The sequence below is a fragment of the Prevotella sp. PTAC genome (assembly GCF_013166535.1).
In the GTDB taxonomy this organism is placed as follows: Bacteria; Bacteroidota; Bacteroidia; order Bacteroidales; family Bacteroidaceae; genus Prevotella.
In genome coordinates this window covers 66586-85911 of record NZ_JABKKK010000010.1, presented here as the reverse complement: position 1 = coordinate 85911, position 19326 = coordinate 66586, and the positions used below count along the sequence as shown (strand labels likewise).

15 protein-coding genes are annotated in these 19326 nt (G+C 52.6%); 3 read left to right on the top strand and 12 right to left on the bottom strand.

Translation table 11 applies throughout. From position 1 onward, the window contains the following. Positions 1-480: 480 nt before the first annotated feature. A complete protein-coding gene (locus HPS53_RS09025; protein WP_172205779.1) occupies positions 481-1989 on the top strand; it encodes an OmpP1/FadL family transporter in 1509 nt (502 codons plus the stop codon). A gap of 233 nt (positions 1990-2222) precedes the next feature. On the opposite strand, the gene priA is transcribed toward HPS53_RS09025, so the two are convergent. The 4 genes from priA to HPS53_RS09005 all read right to left on the bottom strand — a co-directional run bounded on the left by priA (position 2223) and on the right by HPS53_RS09005 (position 8261). Continuing rightward, positions 2223-4499 (bottom strand): primosomal protein N', encoded by a 2277-nt coding sequence (gene priA / locus HPS53_RS09020; protein WP_172205777.1) that lies wholly within the window; start codon positions 4497-4499, stop codon positions 2223-2225. Between the two features lie 182 nt (positions 4500-4681). After that, the gene (locus tag HPS53_RS09015) at positions 4682-5875 is read right to left on the bottom strand and encodes an anaerobic sulfatase-maturation protein (protein WP_172205775.1); all 1194 of its coding nucleotides are present in this window, start codon (positions 5873-5875) and stop codon (positions 4682-4684) included. A gap of 3 nt (positions 5876-5878) precedes the next feature. Then, entirely contained in the window at positions 5879-6859 is a 981-nt protein-coding gene (locus tag HPS53_RS09010; protein ID WP_371741824.1) for a helix-hairpin-helix domain-containing protein, read from the bottom strand. 40 nt (positions 6860-6899) lie between these two features. Next, complete coding sequence (locus HPS53_RS09005; RefSeq protein WP_104370057.1) at positions 6900-8261, bottom strand: sodium-dependent transporter; 1362 nt, start codon at positions 8259-8261, stop codon at positions 6900-6902. Between the two features lie 108 nt (positions 8262-8369). On the opposite strand from HPS53_RS09005, the gene HPS53_RS09000 reads away from it, so the two are divergent. Beyond that, positions 8370-8762, top strand: coding sequence for a VanZ family protein (locus HPS53_RS09000; protein ID WP_172205771.1), 393 nt, complete (start codon positions 8370-8372; stop codon positions 8760-8762). Here HPS53_RS09000 and HPS53_RS08995 read toward each other — a convergent pair. The 4 genes from HPS53_RS08995 to HPS53_RS08980 form a co-directional block, all read right to left on the bottom strand. Further along, entirely contained in the window at positions 8707-9222 is a 516-nt protein-coding gene (locus HPS53_RS08995) for a CYTH domain-containing protein (RefSeq protein WP_172205769.1), read from the bottom strand. The two genes, HPS53_RS09000 and HPS53_RS08995, sit on opposite strands and share 56 nt — an antisense overlap. Before the next feature lie 12 nt (positions 9223-9234). Then, positions 9235-9372 carry a hypothetical protein gene (locus HPS53_RS08990; protein WP_172205767.1) on the bottom strand — a complete coding sequence of 46 codons (138 nt, stop codon included), beginning with the start codon at positions 9370-9372 and terminating at the stop codon, positions 9235-9237. A 162-nt stretch (positions 9373-9534) separates the two neighbouring features. Further along, positions 9535-10656, bottom strand: a complete 1122-nt coding sequence (gene prfB, locus HPS53_RS08985) for a peptide chain release factor 2 (RefSeq protein ID WP_172205765.1) — start codon at positions 10654-10656, stop codon at positions 9535-9537. A 44-nt stretch (positions 10657-10700) separates the two neighbouring features. Next, the gene (locus HPS53_RS08980) at positions 10701-12506 is read right to left on the bottom strand and encodes a long-chain fatty acid--CoA ligase (protein ID WP_104370061.1); all 1806 of its coding nucleotides are present in this window, start codon (positions 12504-12506) and stop codon (positions 10701-10703) included. 651 nt (positions 12507-13157) lie between these two features. Between HPS53_RS08980 and HPS53_RS08975 the strand changes: the two genes are divergently transcribed. After that, positions 13158-14204, top strand: coding sequence for a M20 family metallo-hydrolase (locus HPS53_RS08975; RefSeq protein WP_172205763.1), 1047 nt, complete (start codon positions 13158-13160; stop codon positions 14202-14204). A gap of 70 nt (positions 14205-14274) precedes the next feature. On the opposite strand, the gene HPS53_RS08970 is transcribed toward HPS53_RS08975, so the two are convergent. The 4 genes from HPS53_RS08970 to dut form a co-directional block, all read right to left on the bottom strand. Continuing rightward, entirely contained in the window at positions 14275-15849 is a 1575-nt protein-coding gene (locus HPS53_RS08970; RefSeq protein WP_172205762.1) for a murein hydrolase activator EnvC, read from the bottom strand. A 46-nt stretch (positions 15850-15895) separates the two neighbouring features. After that, positions 15896-16744, bottom strand: a complete 849-nt coding sequence (locus HPS53_RS08965; RefSeq protein ID WP_172205760.1) for a DUF4292 domain-containing protein — start codon at positions 16742-16744, stop codon at positions 15896-15898. Next, positions 16741-18564 carry a tetratricopeptide repeat protein gene (locus HPS53_RS08960; RefSeq protein ID WP_172205758.1) on the bottom strand — a complete coding sequence of 608 codons (1824 nt, stop codon included), beginning with the start codon at positions 18562-18564 and terminating at the stop codon, positions 16741-16743. Before HPS53_RS08960 ends, HPS53_RS08965 begins: the two co-directional genes overlap by 4 nt. Before the next feature lie 76 nt (positions 18565-18640). Further along, positions 18641-19078 carry a dUTP diphosphatase gene (dut, locus tag HPS53_RS08955; protein ID WP_172205756.1) on the bottom strand — a complete coding sequence of 146 codons (438 nt, stop codon included), beginning with the start codon at positions 19076-19078 and terminating at the stop codon, positions 18641-18643. Between the last annotated feature and the right edge of the window lie 248 nt (positions 19079-19326).

The following is a 19326-nucleotide window of genomic DNA, read 5'->3' as shown; positions in this document are numbered from 1 at the left end:
CCACGCCCACATCCCCCCTACCAAACTCACCCCACCTACCCTCACTATTTTTTCCATTCAGCGTCCCGTTGCCTTCCATTTAGACGCTGAACGCAAGCCAACGGGACGCTGAACGCAACGCGATTAGCAACCAAACGCACTCCAACGGGCACCCCGTTGCGGAAAAACACCGCTTTTCGTCTATGGCGAAAAGCGGCATATCGCATTGCATATAGCGGTGAGTATCGCCTTCGTTTTCTATTTCGATGAAAAACGAAACGTTAAATCCGTGACTTTATCATTACATTTCAAAGAATAAAGAAAGTGGGAAAGCAAAAAAATCAAGACTGCGATTAAATACAGTTTTACGTCTCTAAACGTTATTATCCGATTGTTAATCGGAAATCGTATAATAGTTAATTAAATTTAATTAAACACCTATTTTAAGGAAATAAAGAACAATATATTTACCTTTGCAACCAATTTTAAAGTATATTTGTAATGAAAACGTTAAAAATCGCTTTTATCGCCACACTGATGGCGGTGACAGAGACCGTAATGGCAGGCGGACTGCTGACAAACACCAACCAAAACGTGGCATTCCTGAGAAATCCGGCACGCGACGCGGCAATAGGCATTGACGGAGTATACAGCAACCCGGCGGGTGTGGTATTCCTCGGTGAGGGCATCCATCTGTCGCTCAACTTGCAGAATGCCCACCAGACGAGAAAAATAAAGACAGGCTTCCCGCTCTTCGCATATAACATGAAAAATCCGGGCAGCATGGTGCATGAATTTGAAGGAAAGGCAGATGCCCCCATAATACCTTCGCTGCAAGCGGCATACAACAAAGGCAAGTGGAGCTTCCAGTTCGGTTTCGCAATCACCGGCGGCGGCGGAAAATGTGAGTTCGACAACGGTCTCGGCTCTTTCGAGCAGGTGGTTGCCGGAGTGACAACATATAAGAATGCGGTGAACGGGATGTATCAGGCTTTGGGCGCACTGGGTATCCCCGACATGGCCGGCCACAGCATGGGAAACGGCTATCAGTATGACTCCTACATGCGCGGACGCCAATATTACTACGGTTTCACGCTCGGAGCGGCATACAAGGTGACGGACAACCTGTCGGTATACGGAGGCGTGCGCATGCTCTACGGCTCGGCAAACTACTACGGATACGTAAAGAACATAGGCATTGAGCATATCGACAACGGAACGTCGGGCATGGTATCGGCGACAGAGCACTTCGGTGACCTCACATCGCGACTGCTGCAATACGCCGGCATGATGGAGGGAACCGGCAACACACAGGCAGCAGCAGGACTGAAACAGGCTGCCGCACAGACGGGTGCCCTCGCCGCGGCCACGCAAGACATCGAACTGAACTGTGACCAGACAGGCTGGGGCGTGGCTCCGATTATCGGCATCGACTACAAAGCCGGCAAGCTGAACCTTGCGGCGAAATATGAGTTCAAGACCCGCATGCGCCTCGAAAACAAGTCGGCAAACAGCGCAAGCGCAAAGGGAATAGCTCTGCTCGACAAATATGCCGACGGCAACACAGTGGCCGAAGACACACCGGCGCTGCTCGCCGTGGGCGCGCAATATGAGTTCACGCCGAAGTTCAGGGTAATGGCCGGATGGCATCACTACTTCGACGCAGACACAAAACAATACACCAAAGACATGCTCGGCGACAGCAACGAGTATCTCTTCGGAGCGGAATACGACATCTGCAAGCGTGTGCAGGTGAGCGCTGGAATGCAGCGCACGGCATACGACATGAAAGACGCAGGCATGAACGACATCAGTTTCAACGTAAGCTCATACTCATACGGACTCGGCATAGGCTTCAACGTAAATGAGAAAGTGAAATTGAACGCCGCATGGTTCCAGACTCTCTACGACGACTACGACATGTCGACAGGCACGGCACCGGCCATGACTACAAACTCATTTACACGCACAAACCGTGTGATTGGTCTCGGAGTGGACATTAAATTATAATCATTCTTCCTATATTTAAAAGCGGAAAGGGCACCCGGTGGGTGCCCTTTCCGCTTTTAAATATAGGGATATTCGTGTAGAAAAGAATGTGTTTTCGAGGAGTGTAAGCGGGATTTCGAGGAGTGATGAGTGTGTAGCGGGGAGTGAGACTATCTTCTGTTCCTTTGCATATATACTTTATGTTGGTAATCCCACCCCCGCTACACACTCATCACTCCTCGAAAGTACACTCCTCACCCCGGATCCACATCGAAATATATCTGCAACGAGGCATAACGCTTGTCCGTGGTGAGGCGTTCTTGCGCCATCAGAAGATAGCGGCGCACCTCACGGCGGTCTATGCCGGGTTCGAGTTTGAGCACTATTTTCCTTATGTTCAGCGTCTTCACCTTCGCCACCGCCGGTTTGTCGGGACCAAGCACACGGTCGGCAAACCACGAGCGCAGCAGGCTTCCGAGTTCTATTGAGGCAGTGTTCACCGTATCATCGTTGCGGTGTTTCAGGTATATGTATATAAGATTGCGAAACGGCGGATAGCGGAATGCCGTGCGCTCCGACTTCAGGTCGGCATATAGAGAGGCGTAATCGTTGTTCACCACCTGACCTATCAACGGCACGTCGGGACTCTTGGTTTGCAGGATCACAAGCCCGCGGCGCCCGCGACGGCCGGCCCGCCCGGCCACCTGCGCCATCATCATATATGCCTGCTCGTAGGCGCGGAAATCGGGATAGTTCATCATCGAGTCGGCGTCGAGTATGCCGACGACACTGACCCGACCGAAATCAAGACCTTTGCTTATCATCTGCGTGCCTACAAGAATATTGGTCTTGCCGGCCGAAAAATCACTTATTATCCTGCCGTAAGCGTTACGTGTGCGGGTGGTGTCGAGGTCCATGCGCGCAACACGTGCCTCGGGAAAAATCTCACGGATTGTATCCTCAATCTTCTCTGTGCCCGCTCCACGGCTTTTCAACTCTGTGTTTCCGCATGCCGGACACTCGTGAGGCACGGTGTACGTAAACCCGCAGTAATGACAGGTGAGGGTGTTCATGTTGCGGTGAAACGTCAGACTCACGTCACAGTGCTCGCAACGGGGCACCCACCCGCATTGCCTGCACTCTATCATCGGCGCGAACCCGCGGCGGTTCTGGAACAATATGGCCTGCTCTCCCCGCTCTATAGCCTCCCGTATTCTCGTCAAAAGCAACGGAGAGAAAGGGCCTCTCATCATTTTCCGGTGGCGCAGGTCTTTCACGTCGACCACCTGTATCTCGGGAAGCTCCACCCCCTTGTATCTCTCGGTGAGCGACACATAGCCATACTTGCCGGTGACCGTGGCGTTATGGTATGTCTCCATGCAGGGAGTGGCGGTGCCCAGCAGAGTTTTCGCCCCCATGGCGTGGGCAAGCATGATGGCCGTGCTGCGGGCATGATAGCGTGGAGCTGGGTCCTGCTGCTTGTAGCTGCTCTCGTGCTCCTCGTCCACTATCACCAGACCGAGACGGCTGAAAGGCAGCAAGACGGCCGAACGGGCTCCGAGAATTATATCGTATGGAGCCGCCGACAACTGTTTTTTCCATATCTCCACCCGCTCGGCATCGGAGTATTTGGAGTGGTATATGCCGAGACGACTGCCGAAAACACTGCGCAGACGCTCCATAATCTGCACCGTCAAGGCTATCTCGGGCAACAGATAAAGCACCTGCCGGCCACTGTCTATCTGCTGTTGTATGAGGTGTATGTATATCTCTGTCTTGCCGCTCGACGTCACTCCGTGCAGCAAGGTCACGTCTTTCTGAAGAAAAGAAAGCACTATATTGTCGTAAGCATCCCGCTGCGGGCCGCTCAGGGGCTTTATTCTCTCTGGATGCGGGATGCCGCCGCTGTTGAGGCGCCCCACCTCTCGCTCGTATGTCTCAAGCACACCGCGCTTCACCAGAGCCGTGACTGCCGAGACGTCCGTATGCGCCGAGTTCATAAGCTCCTCACGGGTGATTTCGGCCGGCACGGCAGGCAGCGTATCTCCGGCGGCATCCTCGCCGTAAGCGAGCGATACATATTCGGTCAACGCACGGCGCTGCTTGTCGGCACGGCGAAGCATATCGAATGCGGCATGCAGCGCACGGGCGGTGCTGAACCGGGAAGTGAGGCGCACATAGATTTCTTTTCGGGGCTTATAACCGTCTTCAGCCTTCAAGCCCGACGGCAAAGCGGCTTTGTAAACCTCTCCGACAGGCGACATATAGTAATCGGATATCCAACGCCAGAGGCCGTATTGCCCTTCCGTCACCACCGGCTCTGCATCGAGCGCCCGCATGATGGGCTTCACCTTATAGCCCTGCGGAGCGTCGCCATGCACTCGGACCACGACACCGACGTGTATCTTGGTCTTTCCGAACGGCACAGCCACACGCACGCCGAAACGCACCTGCGCCGCAAGTCCTTCCGGCACGGAGTAAGTGAAAAGCCCGTCGAGAGGCAACGGCAATATTATATCTGCGTAAATCATGACCTGATGTCTTGTCGGGAGCATACGGAAACATGCGACACCACGAATGCTTCACGCTCCGTTCGCATATCTGAAAATCCCCGTTACGATATGCAAAGGTAAGCATTTGGCGGTAAAGAACCAAAGGCACGGACACTGAAGTTAGTATCACGGCAATATGAACAGACGCAAGCCGACGCTACTCATAGCTTGCCGGCCACAGACATGACATTTGCCGGAGCACGGCCTCCGTCAAGTTCGGCTTTCATATAGTCCATGTAAGGAGCGGCATGGGAGAAAAAGCGGTGATATCCCGAGCATAAATAGTTCAGTCCGGGATTGCCGTAACGGTCGCGGACAAATCGGTTTTTAGGACACTCGCCATTGCAGGCGAAAAGGAAACCGCACTCACGGCACTGCCGGGGAAGCGACAGCCGCTTGGCGTTGCCGAAAGCAATCTGCCTCTGTCCGTACATCATCGAGGTAATGGTATCGCGACGTATGTTGCCGAGCTTATAATCGGGAAACACGAAATGGTCGCAACTATAAAGATCGCCGTTATGCTCCAAGGCGGCGGAATGGCCGCACACCGGTGCCAACGAGCATATTCCGGGCGGTACCCCCGCCCAGTTTGCAAGCGTAGCATCGAACAATTGAACAAAGATCTCACCCACATCGGCACGCAGCCACTCGTCAAAAAGCCCGCAGAGAAAACGTCCCCACTGCCCCGCCGATACGGAAGCGCTTGTCATCATGCCGCCTTCCACCGTGCCGGGCATCAAAGAATGGGTGCAGTCCATACGCTCAACGACAGGCGTAAACTGCAAGAAACGGCACCCGATGCTCTTGAAAAAGCGATAGAACTCTACCGGACAATCGGCGTTCTGACTGTTGACCACGGCCATCGCGTTCCACTCCACACCGTGTTTTTCAAGCAGATCGATGCCTCGCAGCACCCTGTCGAACGACGCGCCGCGCATCGGTTCATGAAAACGCCGTGGACCATCGATCGATATTCCCACGAGAAAACCGTTGTCCCTGAAAAAGCGGCACCACTCATCGTTGAGCAACGTGCCGTTGGTCTGGATGCAATTGTCTGTCCGGCGGCCGCCGGCATAGCGCCGTTGCATCTCCAACGCTTTCTCATAGAAAGACAACGGCCGCAGCAACGGCTCACCGCCATGCCACGTGAAAAGCACCTCCGGCATGGCCTGAGCCTCTATATACTGCCTGGTGAAAAGGTCGAGAAGGTCGTCCGACATGCAAAAATCGGCCGTTTCATCGTACATTTTCTTCTTTTCGAGATAATAACAATAGCTGCATGAAAGGTTGCACCGAGAGCCGGTCGGCTTCGCCATCACATAGAACGGACGGGAGAATGGTTGCAGTATGCTCATCGTTCAATACTCTATATAAGGTTTAAGGCGTTTTATCGCATCCTCGGTAAAGTCGCGATGAAGGCTCAAATCATCGATACTCGACAGCGTTCCGTGCAAACGTCGGTAGTCGACAATGGCTTTCGCACGGAAATATCCAATATAAGGATGACGCTTTAAACGGGTAAGCGTGCTTTTGTTGACATTCAGTTTTGCCACATCCTGACTGCCGATAATGAAGAAACGCTTCGATTCGGACGGGAAACCGTCGATTTCATCGAGCTGGTCAATGCTTAGATATCCTCCGAGCCGCTCACGGTAATCCACTATCGCACGGGCAAAGCCGCTTCCGATACCCGGCACCCGTTTCAACTGCGATGTGTCGGAGCTGTTCAATACGATACGTTCCGACTCGCCGATCTTAACCGGATATCTCACGGTGTCACGCACGTATCGCTCCGCTTCGACAAGCGTGGAAGCGGGATTATAGTCGGGAGAAATGCGGATATAAGGTTTTAGAGCTTTATATTGGGCCACCGTCAGACCGTAAAGACGGGCGAAATCCGATGCCTTGCGATATATTCCGCCTTTCGCTCTGTACTTATATATATTGCGAACCTGCCACGGTTGTAGTCCGAGACGCAACAGAGCGGTGCTGTCGGCGGTATTGGGATCGAAGAAAAATAGTTCGGTTTTCCGACATTCAACGGCATAATACTCTCCATCCTGCCGGTAACAACTATCATTTTGCCGATGAAACCGCCCGTTTTCGATGCCGGGTACACTTTTTACAAACCCCGCCTCACCACTGCCGGCATCGGATACACTTTTTACACTGCTTCCGCTATCATCCGATGAAACCGCCGTTTCCCGCAAACCGGACGACAAACGATTGTCATTTCCCATGAAAACCACAACAGCCAATCCGACCGCCGCAACGACAATAAGCCCCAACAGCGACTTACGGTCTGACTTATTATAATATGGCTTCAACCGCATTTTCATTTGTCAGGAACAAGCGACTATATCCGTCATCCACCCGCAACTATATAAGTCCGAACTGATTGAGGAATATTATGACTATGCACACGGGGCATACATACTTCACGCAGAACAGATAGAGGTGGAAGAAACGGGTACGCAATGTACCGTTGTTGGTGTATTCGTCGCGTACTATCTTGTGAGGTACAAACCAACCGACAAACAGGCAGGTGAGGAAACCGCCGACCGGAAGGAATATCTGGCCTGTGACGAAATCGAAGAGTTCGAACAACGGCATGCCGAACAACTGCAAACCGTCGAACCGTCCGAGCGATAGCGAGCAGAAAACGCCTATCACCGAGCATGCCATCGTGACGAAAAGAGCGGCCTGCCTTCGTGAGATGTGAAACTCCTCGTGGAAAAACGCCGTGCTTACCTCATGCAAGGAGATAAGCGACGTGAGGGCCGCAAGCGCCAGAAGGCCATAAAACAGCAACGACACCACATAACCGACGGCAGGCATCGCCGCAAAAGCCTGATGGAAGACATTGGGCAGCGTGATGAATATCAGCGACGGGCCGGAATCAGGATTTACCCCAACGGAAAACGCAGCGGGAAATATCATAAGGCCGGCGAGAATGGCAACCATACTGTCTATAATCCCTATCTGTATGGCGGAACGCGGCAAATCGGTGTGCCTGCTGAAATAAGACGCATACGTGCATACACAACCCATGGCTATGCTGAGAGAATAAAACGCCTGACCGAGAGCACTGAAAAAGACATCCGCATTCAGCTTGGCCAGGTCGGGCTTGAAAAGAAACGCGATACCAGCCTCCGCTCCCGGCAGCGTACATGAAGCTCCGACGATGAACAGCAGGAGGATGAACAGCGTGGGCATCAGCGCCTTCGATGCCCTCTCTATTCCGTCGCGCACCCCATGGGATATTACGAAATGGGTGACAAAGAGAAACATCACCATCCAGAATATCGGTTTGACCGGATCCTGCTCGAAAGCCACAAAGTAGTCTTTTATATACTGGGTGTCGCCTTGCAGACGGCCGAGCAAGGAAGCATAGATATATTGAAGGCACCAGCCGGAGACGACCGCATAATAGCCGGTTATCAGAAAACCCGTCAGCACACCCATATATCCCACAAACCGCCATAGGGACTTACCGGCAAGCTTGCCGTAGGCACGGGCGGTGTTCGACTGTCCATGCCGTCCGATGATAAACTCGCTCACCATGCACGGTATTCCGAGCAGCAACACGCATCCCAGATACATGATTATAAACACCGCTCCACCGTTCTCGCCCGCCATATAAGGGAAGCGCCATACATTTCCGAGACCGACCGCCGAACCCGCCGTAGCAAGAATGATGCCCAGCTTGCTGCCGAATTTAGCTCTTTCCAACTGTGCCATATAGCAATTCTCTTAGTTTACAAATATTGGAATATAAAAAATTAGATTACTTGTGAGTTGCAAAAATACGGAAAAAATCTTACTTTTGTATCCTGATAATAACTTTATATGCAATATTTATATCAATTAATAAGAAAATATCCGTTTTCGGTATTGCTGATATTGGTAATCTGGTATTTATCGTTCTTCACTCCGCCAAAAACAGAACTCGACAATGTGGAGTTCATAGACAAGTGGGTACATATAATAATGTACGGCGGAACATGCGGCGTTATATGGCTCGAATACCTGCGGCGGCATCCTTCCCTGAATGCCGGCCGACTGTTTCTCATGGCGTGGCTGGCCCCGGTCATAATGAGCGGAGCCATCGAGCTGTTGCAGGAGCACTGCACAGACGGAAGGCGCAGCGGCGACTGGCTCGACCTTGCGGCAAACACCGTTGGCATCACTCTTGCGGCCCTGTTCGGTATTCTTGCGGCAAAGAAGCGCCCCAAAGACTGAACGGATACGAGCGGAGGCTTGAGTTGTAAAACCGCCGGTCGCCCGTCACCTCATCACCGATGAATTCCGGTTTGTCGAACTCCTCGTCTTCCGAGCCAAGCTCTACCTCGGCCATAACGAGTCCCGTGTTCTCTCCATAAAACTCATCCACCTCAAATGTATGCCGGCCTGCACTGACGAGATAGCGGGTCTTGTCTATCACCCCCGGCTCACACAGTTTGAAAAGTTCTTCCGCCTCACCGGCCGTGATCTCCTTCTCAAACTCATAGCGTGTCATGCCATGCCCGTCAGACGGCCCTTTGATGGTAAGATAGCCGCGGCCGTCACGGATACGCACTCTTACCGTGCGCCCGCGGCCGCTGCATATATACCCCTGTTTTATACGGCTGCTTCCCGACGCCTGACGTTTGTAGGCATCACCGCGCACAAGAAACTTGCGCTCTATTTCAAGACCACTCATGATTTGCGGCCGTCAAATTGCCGAGAATGCCACAAAACTGCACACGGCCAGCAACATGAGCACCACCGCTATCCATATTATGACTTTCCGCCCTTCTTTCTCCTGCCGTGCCCTGTATGCCGCACGGCGTGCATTGTTCTTGTTACTCATAGTTCTTTCGGTTTTTATTTTGTTATCGGATTTTTATTCATTGCATGCCGTTTGCCGCCTGTACACATCCCGATGGCACCGCACCCTTTGACTGGTCACTGCAAATAATGTGCGGACTTACAGCCTGCCGCAATGGCGTCAGACGACTTTTCACCGGCCGAATCACTGCTCATCGTTTACCGGGAACTCCATCAGATAAGCCTTGATAAACCCGTCGAGATCACCGTCCATCACGCCGTCCACATCCGTTGTCTGATAATTGGTGCGGTGGTCTTTCACCCGCCGGTCGTCAAACACGTAGCTTCGTATCTGGCTTCCCCACTCTATCTTTTTCTTTCCTGCCTCGATTTTGGCCTGTGCCTCGAGACGTTTCTTCATAGCCCGGTCATAGAGCTGCGATTTGAGCAGCCGCATGGCGTTGTTACGGTTTTCGAGCTGCTTGCGGCTTTCAGTGTTCTCGATGAGTATCTCCTCCTCTTCTCCCGTGTCGGGATCCACATACTGGTAGCGCAGGCGCACGCCGGTCTCCACCTTGTTGACGTTCTGACCTCCGGCACCGCCGCTTCGAAAGAGGTCCCAGCTCACCTTGGCCGGATCCACATATACCTCTATCGTGTCGTCGACAAGCGGCGAAACGAACACACTCGCGAAACTCGTCATCCGCTTGCCTTGTGCGTTGAAAGGCGATACCCGCACGAGGCGGTGCACTCCGTTCTCGCTTTTCAAGTATCCGTAGGCATACTCTCCACCCTCAACCTGCATGGTCACACTCTTTATTCCGGCCTCGTCGCCGTCTTGAAGGTTACTTATCGTCACCTTATGGCCGTGAGCCTCGGCCCAGCGCTGATACATGCGCATCAGCATCGACGCCCAGTCCTGGCTCTCGGTGCCGCCGGCACCGCTGTTTATCTTCAGCACCACGTCCATCGGATCTTCTTTCTGGCGGAGCATGTTTTTCAGCTCGAGACTCTCTATCGCCGCCACGGCCTTGGCGTAGTTGTCGTCCACTTCCTCCTCGGTGACCATCTCTTCCTTGTAGAAATCGAAAGCGAGCTGCAACTCATCGGCACAAGTGCGCACCTCGGCGTATCCGTCTATCCACCGTTTTATGCCCTTCACTTTCTTCATCTGCTCCTCGGCACGCTTAGGGTCTTCCCAGAAGTCGGGCGCCTGCGTGCGCAGGTCTTCCTCCTCAAATTCTATCTTTTTCCTGTCTATGTCGAGATAGCGGCGCAAGGCGTCGGCACGCTCGATAATATCTTTCAGTTGATCAGAAGTTATCATTTTCCAATATATGTGTTATGGACTGTTATAAGCAAACCACCTGTTTACTCGTACATCCTGTCTATTTCTTTCTTGTAGTTCTCGGCAACGACACGACGCTTGAGCTTCAACGTGTTCGTCAGTTCGCCCCGCTCCATCGTGAAGTGATTGGGCAACAGCGTGAACCGCTTCACCTGCTCGTAGTGCGTGAGCTGCTGTTGCAGCGTGTCTATGCGCTCCATCATCATCTTTCGTATACGCTCATCGGCACAAAGGTCCTCACGGCTGCCGAAAGCGATGCCGTGCTCACGGGCATACTCTTCGAGCAGCGAATACTCGGGGATTATCAGCGCCGAAACAAACTGGCGCATGTCGGCTATGACCGCTATCTGGTCTATATACTTGTCTACAAGCAGCGTGGTCTCGATCATCTGCGGAGCGATGTATTTTCCGTTTGATGTCTTGAAAAGGTCTTTTATACGCTCCTTCAAGAACAGCTCCCCGCCTTTCATGTATCCCGAGTCGCCGGTGCGGAAATACCCTTCCTCGTCGAACGACGCTTTCGTCTGGTCCTCGCGGTTGTAGTAGCCGGGAGTGATGGTAGGCCCTTTGAGCAACACTTCGCCCTCCTCGCTGATCTTCACCTTTATACTGTCTATCGGATAGCCTACCGACCCTATCGAATAGGGCTTTCCCAAGTGGTTGCAGCTCACCGTGGCCATACTCTCCGTAAGACCGTATCCCGCAAGCATGTTCAGACCGATGGAATGCACGAACTCCTCAACCTTGGGGGCTATCGCCGCTCCGGCCGTCGGGAAGATATTGGGGTGTGTAAGCCCCAGTTCCTTGCGCACAAGGCTGAATATCGTCTTGTTTATCATCTCGTATTCGAAATGCAGCGCCACCGGAGGCCGCTTGCCGCGGCTCAGATACTCGATGTTATGCTTGCGGCCTACAGCCAGCGCGTTCTTGAAAACCTTGCGCTGCACGGGGTTCGACTTCTCTATCTTTTCGAGCACTCCCGAGTACACCTTCTCCCAGAAACGGGGCACGGCGCACATGCTCGTAGGATGCGTCTCGCGCATTGACTTCTGCACCTCCTGAGGATAGGTGTTCACTATCAGCGACGCTCCCTCGCAGAGACAGAGCACAGCCCATGCCTTCTCGAATATATGGGCAAATGGCAGAAAGTTGAGCACCCGGTCGTTCTCCGTCAGCGGCACGCAGTGATGATTGGCCGTGAGCGCATGATTATACTGGCCGTGGGTCAGGATGACACCCTTACTGTCGCCCGTGGTCCCGCTTGTATACAGTATGTTGGCAATATCCTCGTCGCAGGCCTGGGCATACATATTGTCCACCTCGCTTTGGCGCGGATGCCCCCCGCCGAGTTTAAGGAAGTCTGAGAAATACATGGCGTTGGCATCATGCTCGGCAATGCGCACCTGACCGTCGAAAACAATTATGCGCTCCATCGACGGGCAGTGGGAGAACACCCGCCGTGCCTTGTCATACTGCTCCTGCTCGCCCACGAAGAGTATCCTCACCCGGGCGTCGTTTATCATGAACTGTATCTGCTGCTCACTGCTCGTGGCGTAGAAAGGTATCGTCACCACCCGCACTCCCCACGCGCCATAATCGCACATGAGATATTGCACACAGTTCTGAGAGAATATACCGATATTCTCCTGAGGCTTGACTCCGAGATTGAGAAGGGCGTTTGACACTGTCTTTACCGTGTCGGAAAACTCGCTCCACGAACACGACTTCCACTCCGTGCCGCCGAAGTCCTTGTACATCATGACCTCACGGCTTCCGTATTTCTTTGCCTGTTCGTGAACCATCACGGAAAGATGACTGAATGCATGCATAATATGTCGTTTTTTATTTTAATGCAAAAATACTCCAAATATATCACAACACAAAACAAATGACGTTTTTTTTGACGGCTGACACACGGCTGCGGCACGGTAATGCCGGCAGCCTCACCGGACGATGCGACCGTACTGGGCAACGGCCGCCCGGCCGTCAATAATATTTACAAAACATGTTTAAATTTCCGATTGTTTTGAAATTAAAATCCCGTGACTCGAAATACCACCGTATTTTGACACCTTCGCAAGTCGCTGGCATACAGAGCCTTACAGCCGCCACCCGCATCACCCACATCAAACCGCCTGAAATCACTCCCGTTTTTTTCCGTTTAGCGTCCCGTTGGCTCGCGTTTAGATGCCAAACGGAAGCCAACGGGACGCTAAACGCAACGCAACAAGCAACCAATCGCAGTCCAACGGGCATCCCGTTGCGGAAAAACACGCTTTTCGCCGGCATTGTTTTAAGCGGCATATCGCCTATCGTATAGCAATCGGTATCGTATTCGTATTCTATTTCGACGAAAAGCGAAGTGTTAAATACTTGACTTTTTATTTACTTTGCGCAACAACATTCCAATACTTCCGACACTATATTTTCCCGTATTTATATCTACATAAAGTGTTTTTTTTCGTATCTTTGCTACCACTATGACACATGACAACTATGTTTACGAAGCGGTGGAACTGCTCAAAAAGCTGATAGCCACTCCGTCGGTAAGCCGGGACGAGAGCCGGGCGGCTGACATAATAGAGGACTACATGACGAGCCGCGGACTGGCTCCGCGCAGGGAGGCGAACAACGTGTTTGCCGTATGCGACGACTACGACGAAAGCAAACCTACGATGCTGCTCAACGCCCACATAGACACGGTGAAACCAGTAGCCACATGGACAAGAGACCCTTTTGCGCCTGAGATTGACGGCGACAGGCTGTACGGACTGGGCAGCAACGACTGCGGAGGCGGATTGACCGCGCTCTTACAGGCATACAGAGCCGGCCTGAGGCGAAAGCGTGAATACAACATCGTATACGTGGCATCGGCCGAGGAGGAGGTATCCGGCAGCGAGGGCATAGTGCGTGTGCTGCCGTTGCTGCCAGAAATAGACATAGCCATGGTGGGCGAGCCTACCGGCATGCAGCCAGCTATAGCCGAAAAAGGACTGATGGTGATAGACGGAACGGCGCACGGCCGCTCGGGACACGCCGCACGCGACGAGGGAATAAACGCCATAAACGAGGCGCTCGACGACCTGATGTGGCTGCGCGACTACCGGTTCGAGCGGGTGAGCAGGCTGCTCGGAGCCGTAAAAATGAGCGTGACGATGATCACCGCCGGCACACAGCACAATGTGGTGCCCGACGAGTGCCGCTTCGTGATAGACGTGCGCACAAACGAACTGTACGACAACCGCGAGGTGTTCGACATCATACGCAGTCACCTGCACAGCGATGTGAAGGCACGCTCTTTCCGTCTGAACTCATCGGGGATAGATGCCTGCCATCCGCTCGTGAGACGGATGACGGACATGGGGATGCGTCCGTTCGGTTCTCCGACATTGTCTGACCAGGCGTTGATGCCCTTCCCCTCGCTGAAACTGGGACCGGGCGAGTCGTGCCGCTCCCACTCTGCCGACGAATTCATCTGCATAAGCGAGATCGCCCAAGCGATAGAGACATACCTGATGCTGATATAAAAACAGGATTTGGAACATCGAATAAGCCCAACCGATGTCCCAAACCCTGCTATCTAAAATGAAAAAGATTTTATCTTCCGAGCCAGACCTCCGGGTTTAGCTTCGCTGTCTCGCGGCGCAACTGGAATTGCAGTATGCGGTCTTGCCCCACGGTGCCGATAGCCTGTCGGGCAGACACTTTCTGGCCGCGGTGCACACTTACCGAGGCCAGATTGCAATATACCGATATATAACTTCCGTGACGCACCATGACACCGGTGGTTCCGCCGAAACTGAACACGGCACTAACCTCGCCGTCGAATATGCTCCGCACCTGCGCACCGGCATGCCCCTGTATGTTCATACCCTTGTTGTCGAGCCGCACGCCTTTAAGCCCCTCCACGTTATACTGACCGAAGTGGCTCACTATGCGGTAAGGACCGGCTATCGGCATTGGCAGACGCCCCTTGTTGCTCTCAAAACTGCCACTGATCCTGCGGTCTTCGGAATCCAACTTATACACCATGTCGGCCGATTTTTTGGCCTCGGCCACTTCCTTGGCATGCTCACGGGCATCGCGCGCGGCCTTGCGCTCGGCATCCTCACGTTCTTTCTCGGCTTCGCGCGCGGCCCTGTCGGCCGCCGCTTTCTCGGCGGCACTCTTGCGCGAGGCCGCCTGCGCCTCGGCCTTCAGTCTCTCCTCGCGCTCTTTCGCCTCGGCTATGCGGCGCGCGTTCTCACGGGCTGCGGCCTCGGCTTCCGCTTTCTTGCGGGCAAGCTCCGCCTCACGCTTACGCTTTGCCTCGGCCTCGGCCTTGCGCTTGGCCTCGGCGGCGGCACGGGCACGGGCCTTCTCCACCTCGATGGCTATGAGGCGATCTATCTGTGCATTGAGGGCAGCATCCTTTTTGCGCTGCGTCTCGATTATCTTCTGTATCTCTTTCTGCTGCTTCTGCAACGTGGATACAACGGTCTGCTGCTCGCTCTGCTTGGTTTCCAAGGCACGCCGCTCACGCTCGTCACGGTCGAGCATGGCATCTTTCTGCTGCTTGGCAGCCACCAGGTCGGCATGCTCACGCCTCACCTCCTGTTCCTTGGCCTTTACCATCTCGCCTTGCACCCGCTGATATGTGGCATATTCTCGCATGAAACGCAGGCGGCGGTACATCTGGGTAAAATTCTTCGCGCTGAAAACAAACATCAGCTTATTTTGCAGCGAGCGGTTGCGGTGCATGTAACGCATGGACTTGACATACTTCTGCTTCTTGTCGTCGAGCTGCGCATTCAACTCGTCAAGACGGTCCTCATGCTGTATTATATTGAAGTCAAGCTCGCTGATCACACGCTTTATCGTATCGATGCTCTTGCGCTTGTCGGCTATCTCGGTATTGAGCATCATCAGGCTCTGCAACCGTTTTCTCACGTCGCGCTCGTTGATGCGCAACCGTTGCTCGTGCTGCCTTATCTGCTTCTTTATCCTGTCGCGCTCGCTCTGCAAGCCCTTTATCGACGCTGGCTTGGCCGCCGCGCTCCTTGCCGTAGCCGTCCGCTTGCGGGCCGTAGTCACAGCCGGCCTCTTTCTGGTAGTGGTCTTGCGCTTCTGCGCCTCTGCCGGCACGGCAAAGACAAACAGAAAAATGAATATCCCGAATACTGTCTTCAACATTTTATAAAGCCGATACAATGATTTTACAAAGAAAAGGTGTCGAAAATCACAAGGCCATGAACCTGCGCAGAATTTCATCGACATTCACCTGGCGATACTTGCCGGACACCTCGGTACGCGTTTCCCAGTCGCTGTCGTTGCCGAGATAGTTGAGCATAAGCCCCAGTTTCACTTCCTTGTCGCCGGTGGTGAAGGTTATCATGTTGTTGGTAGGAAACTTCTTGGAACCCATTTTCTTGAACTCCATGTAGTCCCAGTTGAGCTGTGTATTGCCGCGGAACTTGTCCTTATATAATATGTTGGCCATCTTGATGAGGCCCGTGCTCTGCGCTGCCAGCCACTTATACGACATTTTATCTTTCTCCAAGGATATTACGACATCGTCGCCTCCAATATTCGCCTTGTAGTCTTTAAGCTGCTCGTCGGTCAGCTTGGAACGTCCCGGCTGGAAAAGCTCGTTCCAGAAAAGCGCCTGGAGGGAATAGAAGTTGAGACCGCTGTTGCGCAGGAAGTCAAGATGGGCATAAGGCACTTTCAGGTACTGCTTGTTTATGCGGTCCATGATGAGCACATAGTCTTTCGTGAATTCGAGACGGCCGGCCTCCACAAAACCGAAGGCCATGAGTTGAAGGCGTATCACATCGTCGCGCTTCATCTTCAAGTTGCCGGTGAGTGTTAGGTCCTGCGATCCCACTTTCACCTGAAACTTCACTTTGGAAGTGATGAACTTGGCATACTGCGCATTATCAGATACTTTTTGAATCATCTGATGCTGCGCCACATCGTCCGTGGCCACCTTCTCCACAGATTTCTCCACGGTCTTCGACGATTTGCACGAACCCATAACAAACGGCATCGCAATGACCGCAATCTTCAAAAAACTTAATGGCTTCATTCCTTTATGTATTTTTTCTTCTTTATCTTCCTTATCAATATCTTCCTGTCGGGAGTATCTTTCAATGCCCGCTGCCAGTACTCCACGGCCTTTACGGCATCTCCGTTCATTGCGTATATGTCTCCGGCATGTTCCACGATGATGTCGCTAACGGTGCTGTCGCTCTGCAAAGCCTGATCGATATACACCTTGGCCTCGGCATAGCGCTGCTGCATGAACAGTATCCAGGCGTAGGTATCAAGGTAGGTGGAGTTCTGCGGTTCGGCCTTTATGGTCTTGTAGCTCATCTTCTCGGCCTTATCAAGGTTTTCTCCGGCCACACTGAGGTAATAAGCATAGTTGTTCAAAGCCATGACATTGTCGCTTTTCCATTGCAGGCATGAGTCGTATGCCGCAAAAGCCTCTTTCATCAGTCCCTTGGCCGAGAACAACTGGCCGAGCAGGGAATAATAGTCGGACACTATATCGGGAGGACTTTGCCCGGTGATGAAGCCCGCCCCTTTTTTCAACACGCTTATCGCGGCATCCTCATCGCCCTTGCTGTTTCGGGCTATACCCTCGTAATAATAAAACGCCATCTCATCGGGATTATACTGACGGCCGGCCTCGCAAATGGCAATAGCCCTGTCGGCGTCATCATCCGTGAATGCATAGCCAAGCAGTTGCAGTCGCGCGGCAGACTTGTCTGGCTCTATCGACAGTATCTTTTCAAGCACGGGACGTATGCTGTCGGCGGGCATTTTCTTCAAGTTCATGTATGTGGCGTGCAGCATGAGTATCTCGCTGTCCGGCTGGGGCATATTGCGCAGAGTATCGAAAAACGCCAATATCTTAGTGCTGTCGCCGCCGTTGTTCTCACTTTGGCTTATTTCCTCCCGAAGCACGAATATTTTGGCGACAGTGGCCATGTTTTTGTTTTTCAATATTCCGACTGTCATGGAATCGGCCCTGAGGGTGTCCGCAAGTTTCTTATAATATAGTCGTAAAGACATTTGCCCCCTGCTGTTGTCCGGCTCCTGGGCAAGCACGGAGTTGAAAACATCCAAAGCCTTTTCGCTTTGCCCGTTATCAAGCAATATCTCTCCGTACATCACACGATAATTAAGGTCGTTTGGATACTGCTCGGCCAACTTCATCATCTCCGACAACTCGGCTTCCGTATTGTTCTGGTTTGAGTATATCTCGCATTTCATCAGCGACAGGCGCTCACTTTTACCTTCCATCTCCTCCATACGTTCCAATGTCCGTATGGCATTGTCATAATCGGCCTGCTGCTGATAGAGCCTCACGAGGACTTCAAGAATGTCCTCACGGCTTTTGTCTATAGCCACAATGTGTTCGAAAGCATCGATGGATTCGACGAATTTACCGTTTTGGGCATACAGATTGGCAAGTGTCTCGAGAAAAGATATATTGTCGGGACTCAGTTCCACGGCACGTTTCGTCATGCTCATGGACTTCTCCTTTTCTCTCATTGCCATATAGTACTGGGCCAGATAGAAATAAGCCTCGGCCGCACCGGGATTTATCTCGATGCAGTGACGCAGCAGGTCAAAGGCCGCCGAACTGTTACCTTTCTGACGCTCGGATATCGCTTGAAGAAAAAAATAGTCGTATCTGAGTTTCGAATTGTCGGCAACGGCCGACTCATCCGATATATGCAATATGCCCGATGAGGGCGAAACCGTGCCAGCCGAAGAATTACCGGCAGAAAGAGCACTGCGTGCCGAGTCGGCCATGACATCCCGTTGCGACGCATTGGCTACACACCACGGCATCGAAAACAATGAAACCAACAAAAGAAACAATGTCCTCAACATCTCATCCTCTTTATTATCCGCACACATCTGCCGGCCTGTCTATACTATTTAACTGATTACACCACTATACTCCGGGTCATTTCACTCCCGTATGCCCGTATCCGCCCTCGCCGCGCTCGGTCTCGTCAAGCTCGTCAACCTCGATGAAACGGGCTGTTTCATGCCTCGCTATCACCATCTGGGCTATCCGCTCGCCGGCATTGACAACAAAATCATCGGTTGAAAGATTTACCAACAGCACCTTTATCTCACCTCGATAATCGGCGTCTATGGTTCCGGGGGAGTTTAAAACGGTCAGTCCGTGCTTCAAGGCAAGACCGCTGCGAGGGCGCACCTGGGCTTCAAATCCCGGCGGAAGAGCTATATAAAGCCCCGTACCGACAAGACAACGCTCCATCGGACGGAGTGTAATCGGCTCATCTATATTCGCCCTCAAATCCATTCCGGCACTCTGCCCTGTTGCATAAGCAGGCAACGGCTGACCGCCCTTGTTTATCACTTTTATATCTATCATCTGTATGTTGTTTGTCTATGTACAGTCATTATCATTTTCACTACATGGCCGCGGCATATCAATATGGCAACCGTCACAAGCATTACAAGCGGGCATGATAATTTTGCGATACGGCCGTTATAATATAATCACATGACTGCCGGGAAATTGTTTCATCGCTGTCACACGGTTGCCACACTGTGGGCAACATGCCGTCGCACCGTTGTTTTCGCATTATTATAATGTGCAAAAGTAATGATTAATATCCA